The following is a 13,081-nucleotide window of genomic DNA, read 5'->3' on the forward strand; positions in this document are numbered from 1 at the left end:
ATGCCGAAGGGGTGCGGAGCGCGGGACGCGGAGCGCCTCAAACGCGCGATTCCGCCGCTGCCGGAGGGACTTGGTGCGCGCCGCCGGTATCCTGCACCGGCGGCGCGCTCCGAATCGTGACGGGCTTACTTCGCCTTTTCGGCGAGCGCCTTCAGGCCGGAATCGTAGATGCCCTGGATCGCGTCGGTGGCGACCGTGTCCGGCGCGCCCTTGGCGTTGAAGGTCCCGGTCCAGGTCACCTTCGAGCCGGAGCCCTCGGGAGCGACCGAGAGGGTCGACTTGTAGTCGGAGACCGGCAGCGGGCTCTCCAGGATCGTGTAGGTGTAGCTCATCACCTTGTCGTCCCGGGAGACCTGCTCCTCTTTGATGGTGCCGCCACCCTTCAGGCTCAGCGTGCGGACCTTCATGCCGTCCTTGTCGGACAGGGCGCATTTCTCGATGGCCGGGTGCCAGTCGCCGATGCCGCAGAACTCGCCGATCGTCTGCCAGACCTTGGCCGGGGGCGCGGCGATGTCGGCCGAGCGCGTCACCTCCAGGGCGTAGCCCGGCACGGTGGCCGCGGCGAGCGCCAGGGCGGCGAGGGGAAGGGACCGGCAGAAAGCGAAGGGCATCTCGGGGTGTCTCCGTCCGTCTCAAGTCGCGGCAGGGGCCGCGCAGGCTCTGATGGCCGCGCAGGAGCTAGGCCGGGAGGGGGCGCTCGGCAATGGGCGGGCGCTGCGGCGCATGACTTTCGCGCTCAGACGACGCGGCCGGTGATCGTCCGCGCGCAGGGGCACGTCGTGGCGCCGATCGGCCGACACGGGGTCCGGGCCGCGATCCGGCCTACCAGCCGTCCGTCTCGTCGGCGTCGGTCGGGTAGCCGTAGACCGTGGCGGGCGCGTAGGCGGGCGCGTAGGTGGCCCGGGCCGCCGGGCGGTAATAGGCCGGCACCGACCGGCGCCCCATCTGATCGCTGTTCGCCAGCAGGTCGTCCGGCTCGTAGGGGCTGCGGTTCCGGGCGAGCCGGGTGCCGCGCCGGCCGCGCTCCGCCATCGGGACATCCGCTCCCTCGATCACCACCCGTGTCCGGCCCATGCCCTGGCTCTTCACGAGATTGAACAGGGTCGCGGCGTTGCGCACCGACAGGCGCACGCAGCCGTGCGAGGCCGCGCGTCCCAGGCTCCGGACGTGGTTGGTGCCGTGGATGGCGTGGCCCTGCGTCGTGAAGAACATCGCGAAGGGCATCGGCGCGTCGTCCCACTCCTTCGAGAAGTGCGTGCGCTCCATCCGGAACGGGCGGTAGGCGCCGGACGGGGTGTCGTAGCTCGCGACGCCGGTCGAGACCGGCCAGGAATAGCGCGGCTGGCCGTCGACCGAGACCTCCATGCGCTGGGTGGTCTTGTCGACGTTGACGAGCACGTCCGCGCTGGCCGTCGCGGGGATCCCCGCGCACAGGAGCAGCCCGGACAGGGCGGAGATCAGACCGATACGCATGAGCGACTCCGACTCGAGACGCGCCTCGAGAAACCGCGACGGTTTGCCGTCACGCTAAAGCCCCGGCAACACCGAGGTTCCGGCCCGCCGTGCCGCTGCGTAGTCACGCTTTGCTGAGCGCCGTGCCGGCGCGCTCACGGCGCCGCGGCCATGCCGGAGATCCGGCGGATCGCGGCCTCGGCCTCTTCGGCGATGCGCAGGACGAGGTCGCCGGCGCCCGGCAGGTCGTCGATCAGCCCCACGGCCTCGCCGACCGTGACGTTGGCGACGTCGTAGTCGCCCGCCGCGTCGGCATCCTCCACGTCCCGGCGCCGCTCCGCCGAGGCCGCGCGCAGCGCGTCCTCGCGGCCGTGCCACGTCTCGATGAAGGTGTTGCGCAGGAGCCGCCCGGTATAGGGCGCCGGCCAGGCCCGCTGGCGGGCGATGTCGTAGACCTGCGTGCGGATCGTGTCGTCGCCGGTGGCGGCGAGAACCCGCTGCTTCGCGGCCGGGTGGATCAGCGCCTCCCGGCTGGCCCAGAACCGCGTCCCCATCAGGACACCGTCAGCCCCCAGCGCCAGGGCGGCGGCGAGACCGCGCCCGTCCGCGATGCCGCCCGCCGCGAGGAGCAGCGTCTCGGGGCGCTCGCGGGCGATCAGGTCGGCGACCGCCGGCACGAACGCCGCGGTGCCGCGGGCGGCGAGGCCGTGGCCGCCGGCCTCCGTCCCCTGCGCCACCACCGCGGCCGCACCGACCTCCAGGGCACGCCTCGCATGCGCCAGGGTGTGCACCTGGCAGATCAGCGGCACGCCGGCGGCGCGGATCCGGTCCGCGAAGGGCGCGGGATCCGCGAAGGAGAGCATCAGGGCCGCGGGCGACCGGGCGAGCGCCGCGTCGAGGAGCGACGGGTCCCGGGCCATCGACCACGTGATGAAGCCGCAGCCGACCCGCTGATTGCCCGCGTGGGCGAATTCCCGGTCGAGCGTCGCGTGGTCGCCGTAGCCGCCGCCGATCAGGCCGAGGCCGCCGGCGGCGCTCACCGCTGCCGCGAGGGCGCCCCCCGAGGCCGGGTCCATGGGGGCCAGCACGATCGGGTGCCGCAGCCCGAAGGCGTCGGTGAGTCTGGTCCTCAAGGCCATGGGTCCCCTCCCCGGAAAGCGTCTCGGTTGTGCGCGCCGCCCGCCAGGGATTAACGCTCGCGCGACGGCGGAAAAAATGATTCCTTCTGAAGGAAGGCATCGGAAAAGCAGATGGCATGAACAGCACCGACCTGATGTTCTTCGCGGCGGTGGCCGAGACCGGCGGCATCGGGCGGGCGGCGGCGCGGCTCAACACCGTCCAGTCCAACGTCACCGGCCGGATCCGCGCCCTGGAGCAGGCCCTGCGCGTGCCGCTGTTCCACCGCGGAAGCCGCGGGGTGACGCTGACCCGGGCGGGGGAGCGGCTCCTGCCCTACGCGCTCCAGGTCGGGCAGCTGCTCGCGGAGGCGCGCCACGCCCTGCTGGCCGAGGGCGAGCCGCGCGGCCCCCTGCGGATCGGCGCCATGGAGACGACCGCGGCCCTGCGCCTGCCCGGCCCGCTCGCGGATTTCGCCGCGCGCCACCCGGAGGTGGACATCGAGCTGGAGACCGGCCCGACCGAGCACCTGATCGCCCGGGTCCTCGACCGGAGCCTGGAGGGGGCCTTCGTGGCCGGCCCGGTCGCGCAGGCCGACCTCGTCGGGCTCCCGGTCTTCACGGAGGAGCTGGTGCTGGTGGCGCACCCGGCCGTCGGCGACCTCGCGGCGCTGCTCGACCGGCTGGCCCGGGCGCGCGACGCGAAGGTGCTCGTGTTCCGGGCCGGCTGCTCGTACCGGAGGCGCCTGGAGGACTTTCTGGGGCGCCAGGGCCTCGTGCACGTGCGGCGCATGGAGTTCGGCACCCTCGACGGCATCCTCGGCTGCGTGGCGGCCGGCCTGGGCGTGACCCTGGTGCCCCGCGCCGTGGCAGAGCCGGCGCACCGCGCGGGCCGGGTCTCGGTTCACCCGGTGCCCGACGGGGACGGGCACGTCCCGACGCTGCTGGTCCACCGCGCCGACGACCGGCCGAGCGCGGCCTTCGCGCGGTTCGCCGAGCAGGTGCGGACGGCGCTCCCGGATGTAACTTAGGCTCCCGGCTCCGGCACGGACCGTGCCCTTGGCAACCGCCGGTTGACAGCGGCCCGGGCCCCGGCGCTTCCTCCCGGCCGCAGACGGTTCGGAGTTCCCATGGCCCTCGACCCCACCCTCGCCGCCGAGATCGAAGCCTCCGTGGCGGAGGGCTTCGCCGATCAGGTCGCCCACACGCAGGCGCTGGTCCGGTTCGCCTCCCTGCGCGGGGAGGAGCATGCTTGCCAGGACTACGTCTTCGACCAGTTCCGCGCCCGGGGCTACGCAACCGAGCGCTTCGCCATGGACCGGGCCGCGATCGCGGCCCATCCGGGCGGCTCGAAGATCGACGCGGCGCACCATTCTGACGCGCCGATCGTGGTCTGCCACCACCGGCCGGGCACCGAGACCGGCCGCTCCCTGATCCTGCAGGCCCATGTCGACGTGGTGCCGCCGGGGCCCGGCGACCTCTGGACCCACCGGCCCTTCGATCCGGTGATCCAGGGCGATTGGATGTATGGCCGCGGCGCCGGCGACATGAAGGCCGGGCACGCCGCCAACCTGTTCGCCCTCGATGCGCTCGCCCGCCTCGGCCTCCAGCCGGCGGCCTCCGTGACGGTGCAGTCGGTGGTCGAGGAGGAATCCACCGGCAACGGCGCCCTGATGACCCATCTGCGCGGCTACCGGGCCGACGCGGTGCTGATCCCCGAGCCGGAGGACGAGAAGCTCGTCCGCGCCAATACCGGCGTACTCTGGTTCACCGTCGAGGTGCGGGGCGTGCCGGTCCATGTCCGCGAGATGGGCGCGGGCGCCAACGCCATCGACGCCACCTACCGGGTGATTGGCGCGCTGCGCGACGTGGAGGCCCGCTGGAACGCCGAGAAGGCGGCGCACCCGCATTTCGAGACCGAGGACCACCCGATCAACCTGAACATCGGCAAGATCGAGGGCGGCGACTGGGCCTCCTCGGTCCCGGCCTGGTGCCGGATCCACTGCCGGGTGGCGCTCTACCCGGGCGTGACCGCCGCCCAGGCCGCCGCCGAGATCGAGGCCGCGGTGGCGTCCTTCGCCCGCACCGACCCGTTCCTGGCCAACAGCCCGCCGCGGGTGGTCTTCAACGGCTTCTTCGCCGAGGGCTACGTGCTGGAGGAGGGCTCGGAGGCCGAGGCCGTGCTCGGCCGTGCCCACGAGCGGGCGATCGGCTCACCGCTCCAGAGCTTCATGACGGCGGGCTACCTCGATACTCGGGTGCATGCCCTCTACGACCGGGTGCCGGCCCTCTGCTACGGCCCGACCTCTCAGAACATCCACGGCTTCGACGAGCGCGTGAGCCTCGCCTCGGTGAAGCGGATCACGACCGCCATGGCGCTGTTCGTGGCCGAGTGGTGCGGGACCGAGCGCAAGGCGGGGTGAGCCGCCGTCCTTGCGAGCGCAGCGAAGCAATCCAGGGTCGCGCCGCCCTGGGTCGCGTCGCTTCGCTCGCGATGACGGCGGTGCTCGCCGTCAGGGGATCAGCCGGTCCGCGCGGAGCTGGGCGAACAGGTCGTCGAACGCGTCGTCGGACGGCTGGTAGGTCGTGAAGCCGAGGCGGCGGCTCTTGCTCATGTCGGTGACGACCTCGATCGGCCGGCCGAGATCGGCATCCGTGTGCCAGGGAGAGGCCAGCTTGGTGAGATCCGGCTCGGCGAGGCCGTAACGGGCCGCGATCTCGGCCCAGGCCGGGCCGTCCTGCGCCATCCGGGGCTCGAGCGGCCGGTGCGTGCCGTCGAACGGCACCGCCTCGATCCCGAACCAGGCGGCGATCCGGCCCCACATCCAGCTCCAGCGGAAGACGTCGCCGTTCACGACGTTGAACGCCTCGTTGGCGGCCCTCTGTTCCGTCGACGCCCAGAGCAGCTGGCGGGCGAGCAGCCGCGCGTCGGTCATGTCGGTGAGGCCGTTCCACTGCGCGGCCGAGCCCGGGAAGATGAAGGGCCGGCCCAGCTCCCGGCACAGGGTGGCGTAGCAGGCGAGCGTCGTGCCCATGTTCATGGCGTTGCCCACCGCCTTGCCGATGATCGTGTGCGGGCGGTGGACGCTCCAGGTGAAGCCGTCGCGGGCGGCGGCCGCGAACACGGCATCCTCCTGCGCGTAGTAGAAGTTCTCGATGTCGAGGCGGCCCTGGTCCTCGCGGAACGGCGTCTGCGGCAGGGTGCCTTTGCCGTAGGCCTCGAACGGGCCGAGATAGTGCTTCAGCCCGGTCACCAGGGCGACGTGGCGGACGCTCTTCTTCGGGCGCAGGGCATTGAGCAGGTTCTCCACCATCGCCCGGTTGACCCGGATCATCTCCGCCTCGGTCGGCCGCCGCTGCCAGGTCGCCAGGAACACGTGGCTCGGGGCGAGGTCGGAGAGCGCCTCCTCCAGGGAGGCCGGATCCTGCAGGTCGCCGGTCACCGGCGCGACGCCGTCCTGCCGCACCGGGTGACGGGCGAGGCCCGCGACCGTCCAGCCTTCCTGGGTCAGCAGCGCCGCGGTGGCGCTGCCGACGATCCCGCTGGCGCCGACGATCAGGGCGGTGTTCGACATGGAAACCCTCGTGCCCGGCCCAAATCCGGGTCCGGGGCAGATGGGCGCGGGTGGTGTCGTGACAACCCCGACGCGCGGCGCGGACGCCTGTGCGGCGCGCAAGGGTTGTGTGATCGCGAGCCCCACGTCATCGCGAGCGGAGCGAAGCGACCCAGGGCAGCGCGCGGTTTCGAAGCATGGCGCGACCCTGGATTGCTTCGCTCCGCTCGTGAAGACGGAGGCTCTCAGGCGACCCGGTCGATCGCCGCGCCCAGGATGTCGACGATCTCGCCGATCTGGCCGCGCTCGATGATCAGCGGCGGCGACAGGGCGATGATGTCGCCGGTCACCCGGGTGAGCAGGCCGCGCTCGAAGCAGTCCACGAACACCTCGTAGGCGCGCTTGCCCGGCGCGTCCGGCCGCGGCGCCAGCTCGACGCCGGCGACGAGCCCGATGGTGCGGATGTCGACGACGCCCTTGCGCCCGCGCAGATCGTGGATCGCCGCCGCCCAGTCGTCGGCGATGTCGGCGACGCGGGTCAGCAGCCCCTCCTCCCGGTAGATGTCGAGCGTCGCGAGGCCGGCCGCGCAGGCGATCGGGTGCCCGGAATAGGTGTAGCCGTGGAACAGCTCGATCCCGTCCGGGCCCTGCATCAGGCCGTCGTGGACCGCGCGGCTCGCGAAAACCGCGCCCATCGGCACCGTGCCGTTGGTCAGGCCCTTGGCGCTGGTCACGAGGTCAGGGACGACACCGAAGAAGTCAGTCGCGAAGGGCGCGCCGAGGCGGCCGAAGCCGGAGATGACCTCGTCGAAGATCAGCAGGATGCCGTGCTTCGTGCAGATCTCGCGCAGGCGCTCGAGGTAGCCCTTCGGCGGGATCAGCACGCCCGTGGAGCCCGCCACCGGCTCGACGATGCAGGCCGCGATGGTCTCGGCGCCGTGGAGCGCCACCAGCCGCTCCAGATCCTCGGCGAGCTCCGCCCCGTGCTCGGGCTGGCCCTTCACGAAGGCGTTGCGGGCCGGATCGTGGGTGTGGCGCAGGTGGTCGGTGCCGTTGAGAGTCGGAAAGACCCGCCGGTTCGACACGATGCCGCCGACCGACAGGCCGCCGAAGCCGACGCCGTGATAGCCGCGCTCGCGGCCGACGAGCCGGGTCCGCGTGCCCTGCCCGATCGCCCGCTGGTAGGCGAGCGCGATCTTGAGGGCGGTGTCGACCGATTCCGAGCCGGAATTGGTGAAGAACACCCGGTCGAGGCGCTTGTCCGGACCGCCCGGGGCGATCTCGGCCAGCCGCTCGGCGAACTCGAAGGCGACGGGGTGACCCATCTGGAAAGTCGGGGCGAAGTCGAGGGTCGCGAGCTGACGCTCCACCGCGGCGGCGATGCCCCGCCGCCCGTGGCCGGCATTGACGCACCAGAGGCCCGCGGAGCCGTCGAGGACCTTGCGGCCGTCGTCGGCGGTGTAGTGCATGCCCTCGGCCGACACGAGCAGGCGCGGCGCCGCCTTGAACTGGCGGTTGGCCGTGAACGGCATCCAGAAGGCGTCCATCGCGGGCGTGTTGCGGAGCGGATGGTCGGTCATGGGCGGTTCTCCGGGGCGGGCAGCGCGGCTCGGGCGGCGGGACCAGGGGACACCTTCGCCGATCGGGCAACAAGTCCTTTTCTGGTCGCCGCCAACCCCTTGCAGGATCGGGGCCGCGGGTGGCACCGTTGCGGGATCCGCAACACCTGAAACGGGCCCTGGCCGGATGAGCATCGATGTCGGCGCGCGCCTGCGCTTCGTTCGGGCCCGCCACGGCCTGTCGCAGCGGACGCTGGCCAAGCGGGCCGGCGTGACCAACTCGGCGATCTCGCTGATCGAGGCCAACCGGGTGAACCCGTCGGTGGGCGCCCTGAAGCGGATCCTCGACGGGGTGCCGATCGGCATGGCCGAGTTCTTCGCCCTGGAGCCGGAGCCGGAGCGCAAGGCGTTCTTCGCCGCCGAGGACCTCACCGAGATCGGCCGCCGAGCCGCCAAGGGGGCGATCTCGTACCGTCAGGTCGGCGACAGCCTGTTCGGGCGCAAGCTCCAGATCCTCAAGGAGCGCTACGAGCCGGGCGCCGATACCGGCCGGGTGCCGCTCTCCCACGAGGGCGAGGAGGGTGGCATCGTGCTCTCCGGGCGCCTGGAGGTCACGGTGGATGCCGAGCGCCGGATCCTCGGCCCCGGCGACGCCTACAGCTTCGACAGCCGCCGCCCGCACCGGTTCCGCTGCGTCGGGCCCAACCCCTGCGAGGTGGTGAGCGCCTGCACGCCGCCGAGCTTCTGAGACGGAGCCCGGCTGCGGCGGATGAAACGCCCGCCCTGTCGCGTGCAGGCGTTGCGGTCGGCCGGCAGAGTGGCGCATGCAGGGCGGCGTTTGAATTCATAATGCCGCGCGAGGATCGATGGCCGTCACGACCGCAAGCCCGGCCGCCGGGCCCGGACAGAACCAGTCGGCGCGCGCGGCGCTCGCGGCCTTCGTGGGCACCACGATCGAGTGGTACGATTTCTTCATCTACGGCACGGCGGCGGCCCTGGTGTTCGGGCCGCTCTTCTTCACGGCGGAATCGCCCTACATCGCGACGCTCTCGGCCTTCGGCACCTTCGCGGTCGGCTTCCTCGCACGGCCGCTCGGCGGCCTGATCTTCGGGCATCTCGGCGACCGGTTCGGGCGCAAGCGCGCCCTGGTGGCGACGCTCGTGATGATGGGCATCGCGACCTCGTGCATCGGGCTCCTGCCGACCTACGCCTCGGTCGGCCTGTGGGCGCCGGTGATGCTGGTGGTCCTGCGGCTGATCCAGGGTCTCGCGGTCGGCGGCGAGTGGGGTGGGGCGGTGCTGATGGCCGCCGAGCACGCGCCGGCCGGGCGCAACACTTTCTTCGCCTCCTTCGCGCAGCTCGGCAGCCCGGCCGGGCAGATCCTGTCGCTGCTGGCCTTCCGGCTCGCGGGCCTGCTCGACAAGGAGAGCTTCCTGACCTGGGGCTGGCGGGTGCCGTTCCTCGTCAGCATCCTGCTGCTCGGCGTCGGGCTCGCGATCCGCCTCGGCGTCGCGGAATCCCCGGCCTTCGAGAAGGCCCGGGCCGCCGGCGGGCCGCCGCCGGCGCCGGTGCGCGAGGTGCTGACGACCTGCCTGAAGCCGGTGCTGCTGGCGGCGGGGGCCAACACCTTCGCGATCGCCTCGGTCTACCTGTTCAACACCTTCATGATCGCGTTCACCACGCAGTATCTCGGCATCGCGCGGGCGACGATCCTCGACGCCCTGCTGATCGCCGCCGTGGTCCAGCTGGTGATGACCCCGGTGGGCGCCCGGATCGCCGAGCTGATCCGCAACGAGCGGCTGTTCCTCCAGGGGACGCTGGTCTGGGCGATGCTGGCCCCCTACCCGCTGTTCTGGCTGGTCGAGACCAAGTCTGTGCCGCTGATCGTGCTGGGTCTCGCCCTCAACGTGGTCGGCAGCGCGACCTTCTACGCGGTGATCGCCGGCTACCTCGCGGGCGCGTTCCCGACGCGGGTGCGCTACACGGCGATCTCCATCGCCTATCAGTTCTGCGGCGCGCTCGCCGGCGGTCTGACGCCGATCGTCGGCACCGTGCTGGCCGAGCGCTTCCAGGGCCACTGGTGGCCGATCGCGGTGTTCGGCACGGCGCTGGCCGGTGTGTCGTTCCTGTGCGTCACGGCGATCGGCGGCTACCGGGCCCGCCAGCGGGGCTTCCTGGACGGGTGAGCGCGACCGGTCAAAGGCGCCGGATCCGGGTAACGCGGGATTCAGACCGGTGGTCCAGGATCGGCGGCATGGATTCGATCGCCGCAGCCGCCGTCCAGATGCTGGGTTCGTCCCAGAACCAGCAGATCGGCATCGCCGTCGCCAAGCAGCAGCTCTCCGCCGACAAGGCGGTCGCCGGGCTGGTGGCGGACAGCGCCGCCCAGGCGGCGAGCGCCGGCCCGCCGGCCCCTCCCGGACAGGGCCAGAGCGTCGACCTGCGGGTCTGACGGAAGCCCCGCGCTCCGCTTTCCGGGCCTCGCGCGATCCCGGGTCGCTGCGCTGCGCGCGATGACGGCGGGCTCCTCGGCGGCCTGTGAGCGGCCGCCCCTACCCGAAGCCGTAGAGCCGCCGCGGGTTGTCGACGAAGACCATCCGGCGCCTGTCCGCGTCCGGCACCCAGTCGGCCATCAGGTCGAGGAGTTCGCGCGTCCGCGGCGGCCCGTCCCAGGCGGCCACGTGCGGCCAGTCCGAGCCCCAGAGGCAGCGTTCCGGCGCGGCGTCGTTGAGCGCCCGGGCGAAGGGGATCGTGTCGGCGTAGGGGGGCCCGGTCACGGAGTCCCGGAAGGCGCCCGAGAGCTTCACCCAGTTGCCGTCGGCGACGAGGCCGAGCAGCGCCCGGAACCCCAAATGGTCCACGCCCGCCGAGGTCGGCATGTGGCCCATATGGTCGAAGACCAGCGGCACGGGCAGCCGCGCCAGGCGGCCGGCGATCGGCGGCAGCTCGCGGGCATCGAGCAGGAACTGGAGGTGCCAGCCCATCTCGCGGGCGAGCGCCCCGTAGGACTCGACCGCGTCGAGCCCGACCCCGCCGCCGAACAGGACGTTGAGGCGCAGGCCGACCACGCCGGCCTCCTTCAGCGCGGCGAGTTCCGCGTCGGGCAGGCCGAGCGGGATCACCGCGACGCCGCGCAGGCGCCGCCGGTGGGCGCGCAGCGTCTCGACCATCAGCCGGTTGTCGGTGCCGTGCACGCTGACCTGGATCAGCACGCCGTTGGCCATGCCGGTCCCGTCGAGCATCGCCAGATACCGCTCGGCCGGCGCCGCCGGGGGCGTGTAGCTGCGGCCCGCCACCAGCGGGTAGTCCGGCGGAAGGCCGATCACGTGGGCGTGCGTGTCGACCGCACCCTCCGGCACGGCGTAGCGGGTCGGGCCTTCCGGATGCGGGTCTGGGGCGGGGCAGTCTCGGATCTCGGGCATGATCAGGAATCCGCGTGCAGGACCTTGCCGCGCGTCTCGGGCAGCGCGAAGGCCGCCAGGAAGAAGATCCCGTAGGCGACGGCCGCGAAGATCGCGATGGCCGAGGCGAGACCGGCGCGCTCCGCGAGGTAGCCGACCAGCGCCGGGAACAGGGCGCCGATGCCGCGGCCGAAATTGTAGCAGAACCCCTGCCCCGAGCCGCGCAGGCGGGTCGGGTACAGTTCGGTCAGGAAGGCGCCCATGCCGGAGAAGTAGCCGGAGGCGAAGAAGCCCAGCGGGAAGCCCAGCACCCAGAGCACGCCGTTCGAGAGCGGGATCTGCGTGTAGGCCACGATCACCGCGATGGCGCCCAGCGAGAAGATCAGGAACAGCGGCCGCCGGCCGAGCCGGTCGGCGAGCCACGCGCCCACGAGGTAGCCGGTGAACGAGCCGATGATCAGGGCCGCGAGGTAACCGGTGGAGGACACGATCGACAGGTGGCGCTCGGTGGTCAGGAAGCGCGGCACCCAGGTGGTGATCGCGTAGTAGCCGCCCTGGCAGCCCGCCGCCGCCAGGGAGGCGAGCAGGGTGGTCTTGAGGATCGGACCTGAGAAGATCTCCCAGATCTGCGGCCGGTCGCCCGTGGCGGCGGCCCGGGCACGGGATTCGGCGGCGACCTCCGGCTCCTTCACGTAGCGGCGCAGGTAGAAGACCAGCAGCGCCGGCAGCGCGCCCACCGCGAACATCCAGCGCCACGCGGTCTCGGGCGGCAGAAGCGAGAACAGTACCGCCTGCGACAGCACCGCGAGGCCCCAGCCGATCGCCCAGCCGGACTGGACCGAGCCCACCGCCCGGCCGCGATACTCGGCCCGGATCGTCTCGCCGATCAGCACGGCGCCGGCCGCCCACTCGCCGCCGAAGCCGAGGCCGAGCAGCGCCCGCGCGATGAGCAGCTGCTCGAAGTTCTGCACGAAGGCGCAGAGCAGGGAGAACAGCGAGAACCAGAGGATCGTGATCTGCAGCGTCAGCACCCGGCCGATGCGGTCGGCGACGAAGCCCGCGAGCCAGCCGCCGAGCGCCGAGGCCAGCAGCGTCACCGTGGCGGCGAGCCCGGCCGTGCCGGCATCGACGTGCCACAGCGCCATGATCGTGCCGATCACCAGCGGGTAGATCATGAAGTCCATGCCGTCGAGGCACCAGCCGGCGGCGCATGCCCAGAAGGTGTGCCGCTCCGGCGGCGTCATCGATCGGTAGAAGGCGGTGAGGCTGGCGTCGCGGATCTCGACCGCGTCCACGCCCGAGGGCCCCTGCCCGGTTGCTGAACTCATCACCGCCTCCCGCCGCCCGATACCAGTATCAGCGTCCCGGGCAGAGCTGTCCAACGATGCGGCGGATCACGCAAGCAACCGGAAAGGAAAAGGCCGCCCGGAGGCGGCCTGTCCCGTTCTTTTCACACTCGATCGACGCTCAGTAGCAGCGCTCGACCAGAACCCGGCGGTAGCCGTAGGGCGTCCAGCGCACCCGCGGGACCGTGTAGCAGCCGCCGCCGTAGCCGTAATCGTATGCCGCCGGGGCGTAGTAGCCGCCGTAGCCGTAACCCGGATAGCCGTAGCCACCGTAGCCGCCGTAGAGACCACCGGCCGCGAGGCCGAGCCCGACACCGAGGCCCAGGCCGCCGAGCCCGTAGCCGTACCCGCCGCGGTAGCCGTAACCGCCGCGCCAGCCATAGCCCCGGCCGTAGAAGCCGCGGCCGTAGCCGAAGCCGCCCGGACGGAAGCCGACGCCCCGGAAGCCGCCGCCGAAGCCGCCGTTGCGGAACCCGCCGAAGCCGCCGCCGCGGAAGCCGCCGCCGAACCCGCCACCGTGGAAGCCGCCGCCGAAACCGCCGCCATGGAAGCCGCCGCCGCCGAAGCCGCGCGCGTCCGCGCTGGCCGGCGCCAAGGCCAGAGCACCCGCCGCCAGCAGGGCCGAGCCGAGCACTGCACCCTTCATCACGTCAT

The 13,081-nt window shown here is 72.4% G+C and carries 13 protein-coding genes; 5 read left to right on the plus strand and 8 right to left on the minus strand.

The features are described 5' to 3' along the window. Positions 1–125 precede the first annotated feature (125 nt). The 3 genes from ACLBYB_RS23135 to ACLBYB_RS23145 all read right to left on the minus strand — a co-directional run bounded on the left by ACLBYB_RS23135 (position 126) and on the right by ACLBYB_RS23145 (position 2,591). Positions 126–611 (minus strand): SRPBCC family protein, encoded by a 486-nt coding sequence (locus tag ACLBYB_RS23135; RefSeq protein ID WP_447700173.1) that lies wholly within the window; start codon positions 609–611, stop codon positions 126–128. Positions 612–822: 211 nt separating this feature from the next. After that, the gene (locus tag ACLBYB_RS23140) at positions 823–1,473 is read right to left on the minus strand and encodes a L,D-transpeptidase (RefSeq protein WP_447700174.1); all 651 of its coding nucleotides are present in this window, start codon (positions 1,471–1,473) and stop codon (positions 823–825) included. 134 nt (positions 1,474–1,607) lie between these two features. Beyond that, complete coding sequence (locus ACLBYB_RS23145; RefSeq protein WP_447700175.1) at positions 1,608–2,591, minus strand: NAD(P)H-dependent flavin oxidoreductase; 984 nt, start codon at positions 2,589–2,591, stop codon at positions 1,608–1,610. A gap of 116 nt (positions 2,592–2,707) precedes the next feature. Here ACLBYB_RS23145 and ACLBYB_RS23150 point away from each other — a divergent pair, with 116 nt between their 5' ends. Next, positions 2,708–3,598: a LysR family transcriptional regulator gene (locus ACLBYB_RS23150; protein ID WP_447700176.1), complete on the plus strand. Its 891-nt coding sequence runs from the start codon at positions 2,708–2,710 to the stop codon at positions 3,596–3,598. 99 nt (positions 3,599–3,697) lie between these two features. Next, complete coding sequence (locus tag ACLBYB_RS23155; protein WP_447700177.1) at positions 3,698–4,990, plus strand: ArgE/DapE family deacylase; 1,293 nt, start codon at positions 3,698–3,700, stop codon at positions 4,988–4,990. A 90-nt stretch (positions 4,991–5,080) separates the two neighbouring features. Here ACLBYB_RS23155 and ACLBYB_RS23160 read toward each other — a convergent pair whose 3' ends face one another. Together ACLBYB_RS23160 and ACLBYB_RS23165 are read right to left on the minus strand one after the other, a co-directional pair. Further along, a complete protein-coding gene (locus ACLBYB_RS23160; RefSeq protein WP_447700178.1) occupies positions 5,081–6,142 on the minus strand; it encodes an SDR family oxidoreductase in 1,062 nt (353 codons plus the stop codon). Positions 6,143–6,366: 224 nt separating this feature from the next. Continuing rightward, the gene (locus tag ACLBYB_RS23165; RefSeq protein WP_447700179.1) at positions 6,367–7,701 is read right to left on the minus strand and encodes an aminotransferase class III-fold pyridoxal phosphate-dependent enzyme; all 1,335 of its coding nucleotides are present in this window, start codon (positions 7,699–7,701) and stop codon (positions 6,367–6,369) included. Positions 7,702–7,867: 166 nt separating this feature from the next. Between ACLBYB_RS23165 and ACLBYB_RS23170 the strand changes: the two genes are divergently transcribed. The 3 genes from ACLBYB_RS23170 to ACLBYB_RS23180 all read left to right on the plus strand — a co-directional run bounded on the left by ACLBYB_RS23170 (position 7,868) and on the right by ACLBYB_RS23180 (position 10,132). Next, positions 7,868–8,428 carry a cupin domain-containing protein gene (locus ACLBYB_RS23170; protein WP_020092415.1) on the plus strand — a complete coding sequence of 187 codons (561 nt, stop codon included), beginning with the start codon at positions 7,868–7,870 and terminating at the stop codon, positions 8,426–8,428. Positions 8,429–8,546: 118 nt separating this feature from the next. Continuing rightward, a complete protein-coding gene (locus tag ACLBYB_RS23175) occupies positions 8,547–9,866 on the plus strand; it encodes an MFS transporter (protein ID WP_091682248.1) in 1,320 nt (439 codons plus the stop codon). Positions 9,867–9,934: 68 nt separating this feature from the next. Beyond that, entirely contained in the window at positions 9,935–10,132 is a 198-nt protein-coding gene (locus ACLBYB_RS23180; protein WP_091682246.1) for a hypothetical protein, read from the plus strand. A 100-nt stretch (positions 10,133–10,232) separates the two neighbouring features. On the opposite strand, the gene ACLBYB_RS23185 is transcribed toward ACLBYB_RS23180, so the two are convergent. From ACLBYB_RS23185 to ACLBYB_RS23195, 3 genes are all read right to left on the minus strand, one after another. After that, positions 10,233–11,102, minus strand: coding sequence for an amidohydrolase family protein (locus ACLBYB_RS23185; RefSeq protein ID WP_447700180.1), 870 nt, complete (start codon positions 11,100–11,102; stop codon positions 10,233–10,235). Between the two features lie 2 nt (positions 11,103–11,104). Then, positions 11,105–12,409, minus strand: coding sequence for an MFS transporter (locus tag ACLBYB_RS23190; RefSeq protein ID WP_447700181.1), 1,305 nt, complete (start codon positions 12,407–12,409; stop codon positions 11,105–11,107). A gap of 139 nt (positions 12,410–12,548) precedes the next feature. After that, positions 12,549–13,073, minus strand: a complete 525-nt coding sequence (locus tag ACLBYB_RS23195) for a hypothetical protein (protein WP_020092410.1) — start codon at positions 13,071–13,073, stop codon at positions 12,549–12,551. Positions 13,074–13,081 lie beyond the last annotated feature (8 nt).

It is taken from the genome of Methylobacterium sp. D54C (genome assembly GCF_053345595.1).

Excerpts from the sequence above, each read along its gene's own strand:
- ACLBYB_RS23160 (WP_447700178.1), bottom strand. The coding sequence starts at position 6,142 with ATGTCGAACACCGCCCTGATCGTCGGCGCCAGCGGGATCGTCGGCAGC.
- ACLBYB_RS23150 (WP_447700176.1), top strand. The coding sequence starts at position 2,708 with ATGAACAGCACCGACCTGATGTTCTTCGCGGCGGTGGCCGAGACCGGC.
- ACLBYB_RS23135 (WP_447700173.1), bottom strand. The coding sequence starts at position 611 with ATGCCCTTCGCTTTCTGCCGGTCCCTTCCCCTCGCCGCCCTGGCGCTC.
- ACLBYB_RS23190 (WP_447700181.1), bottom strand. The coding sequence starts at position 12,409 with ATGAGTTCAGCAACCGGGCAGGGGCCCTCGGGCGTGGACGCGGTCGAG.
- ACLBYB_RS23145 (WP_447700175.1), bottom strand. The coding sequence starts at position 2,591 with ATGGCCTTGAGGACCAGACTCACCGACGCCTTCGGGCTGCGGCACCCG.
- ACLBYB_RS23165 (WP_447700179.1), bottom strand. The coding sequence starts at position 7,701 with ATGACCGACCATCCGCTCCGCAACACGCCCGCGATGGACGCCTTCTGG.
- ACLBYB_RS23180 (WP_091682246.1), top strand. The coding sequence starts at position 9,935 with ATGGATTCGATCGCCGCAGCCGCCGTCCAGATGCTGGGTTCGTCCCAG.
- ACLBYB_RS23170 (WP_020092415.1), top strand. The coding sequence starts at position 7,868 with ATGAGCATCGATGTCGGCGCGCGCCTGCGCTTCGTTCGGGCCCGCCAC.
- ACLBYB_RS23155 (WP_447700177.1), top strand. The coding sequence starts at position 3,698 with ATGGCCCTCGACCCCACCCTCGCCGCCGAGATCGAAGCCTCCGTGGCG.
- ACLBYB_RS23195 (WP_020092410.1), bottom strand. The coding sequence starts at position 13,073 with ATGAAGGGTGCAGTGCTCGGCTCGGCCCTGCTGGCGGCGGGTGCTCTG.
- ACLBYB_RS23185 (WP_447700180.1), bottom strand. The coding sequence starts at position 11,102 with ATGCCCGAGATCCGAGACTGCCCCGCCCCAGACCCGCATCCGGAAGGC.
- ACLBYB_RS23175 (WP_091682248.1), top strand. The coding sequence starts at position 8,547 with ATGGCCGTCACGACCGCAAGCCCGGCCGCCGGGCCCGGACAGAACCAG.
- ACLBYB_RS23140 (WP_447700174.1), bottom strand. The coding sequence starts at position 1,473 with ATGCGTATCGGTCTGATCTCCGCCCTGTCCGGGCTGCTCCTGTGCGCG.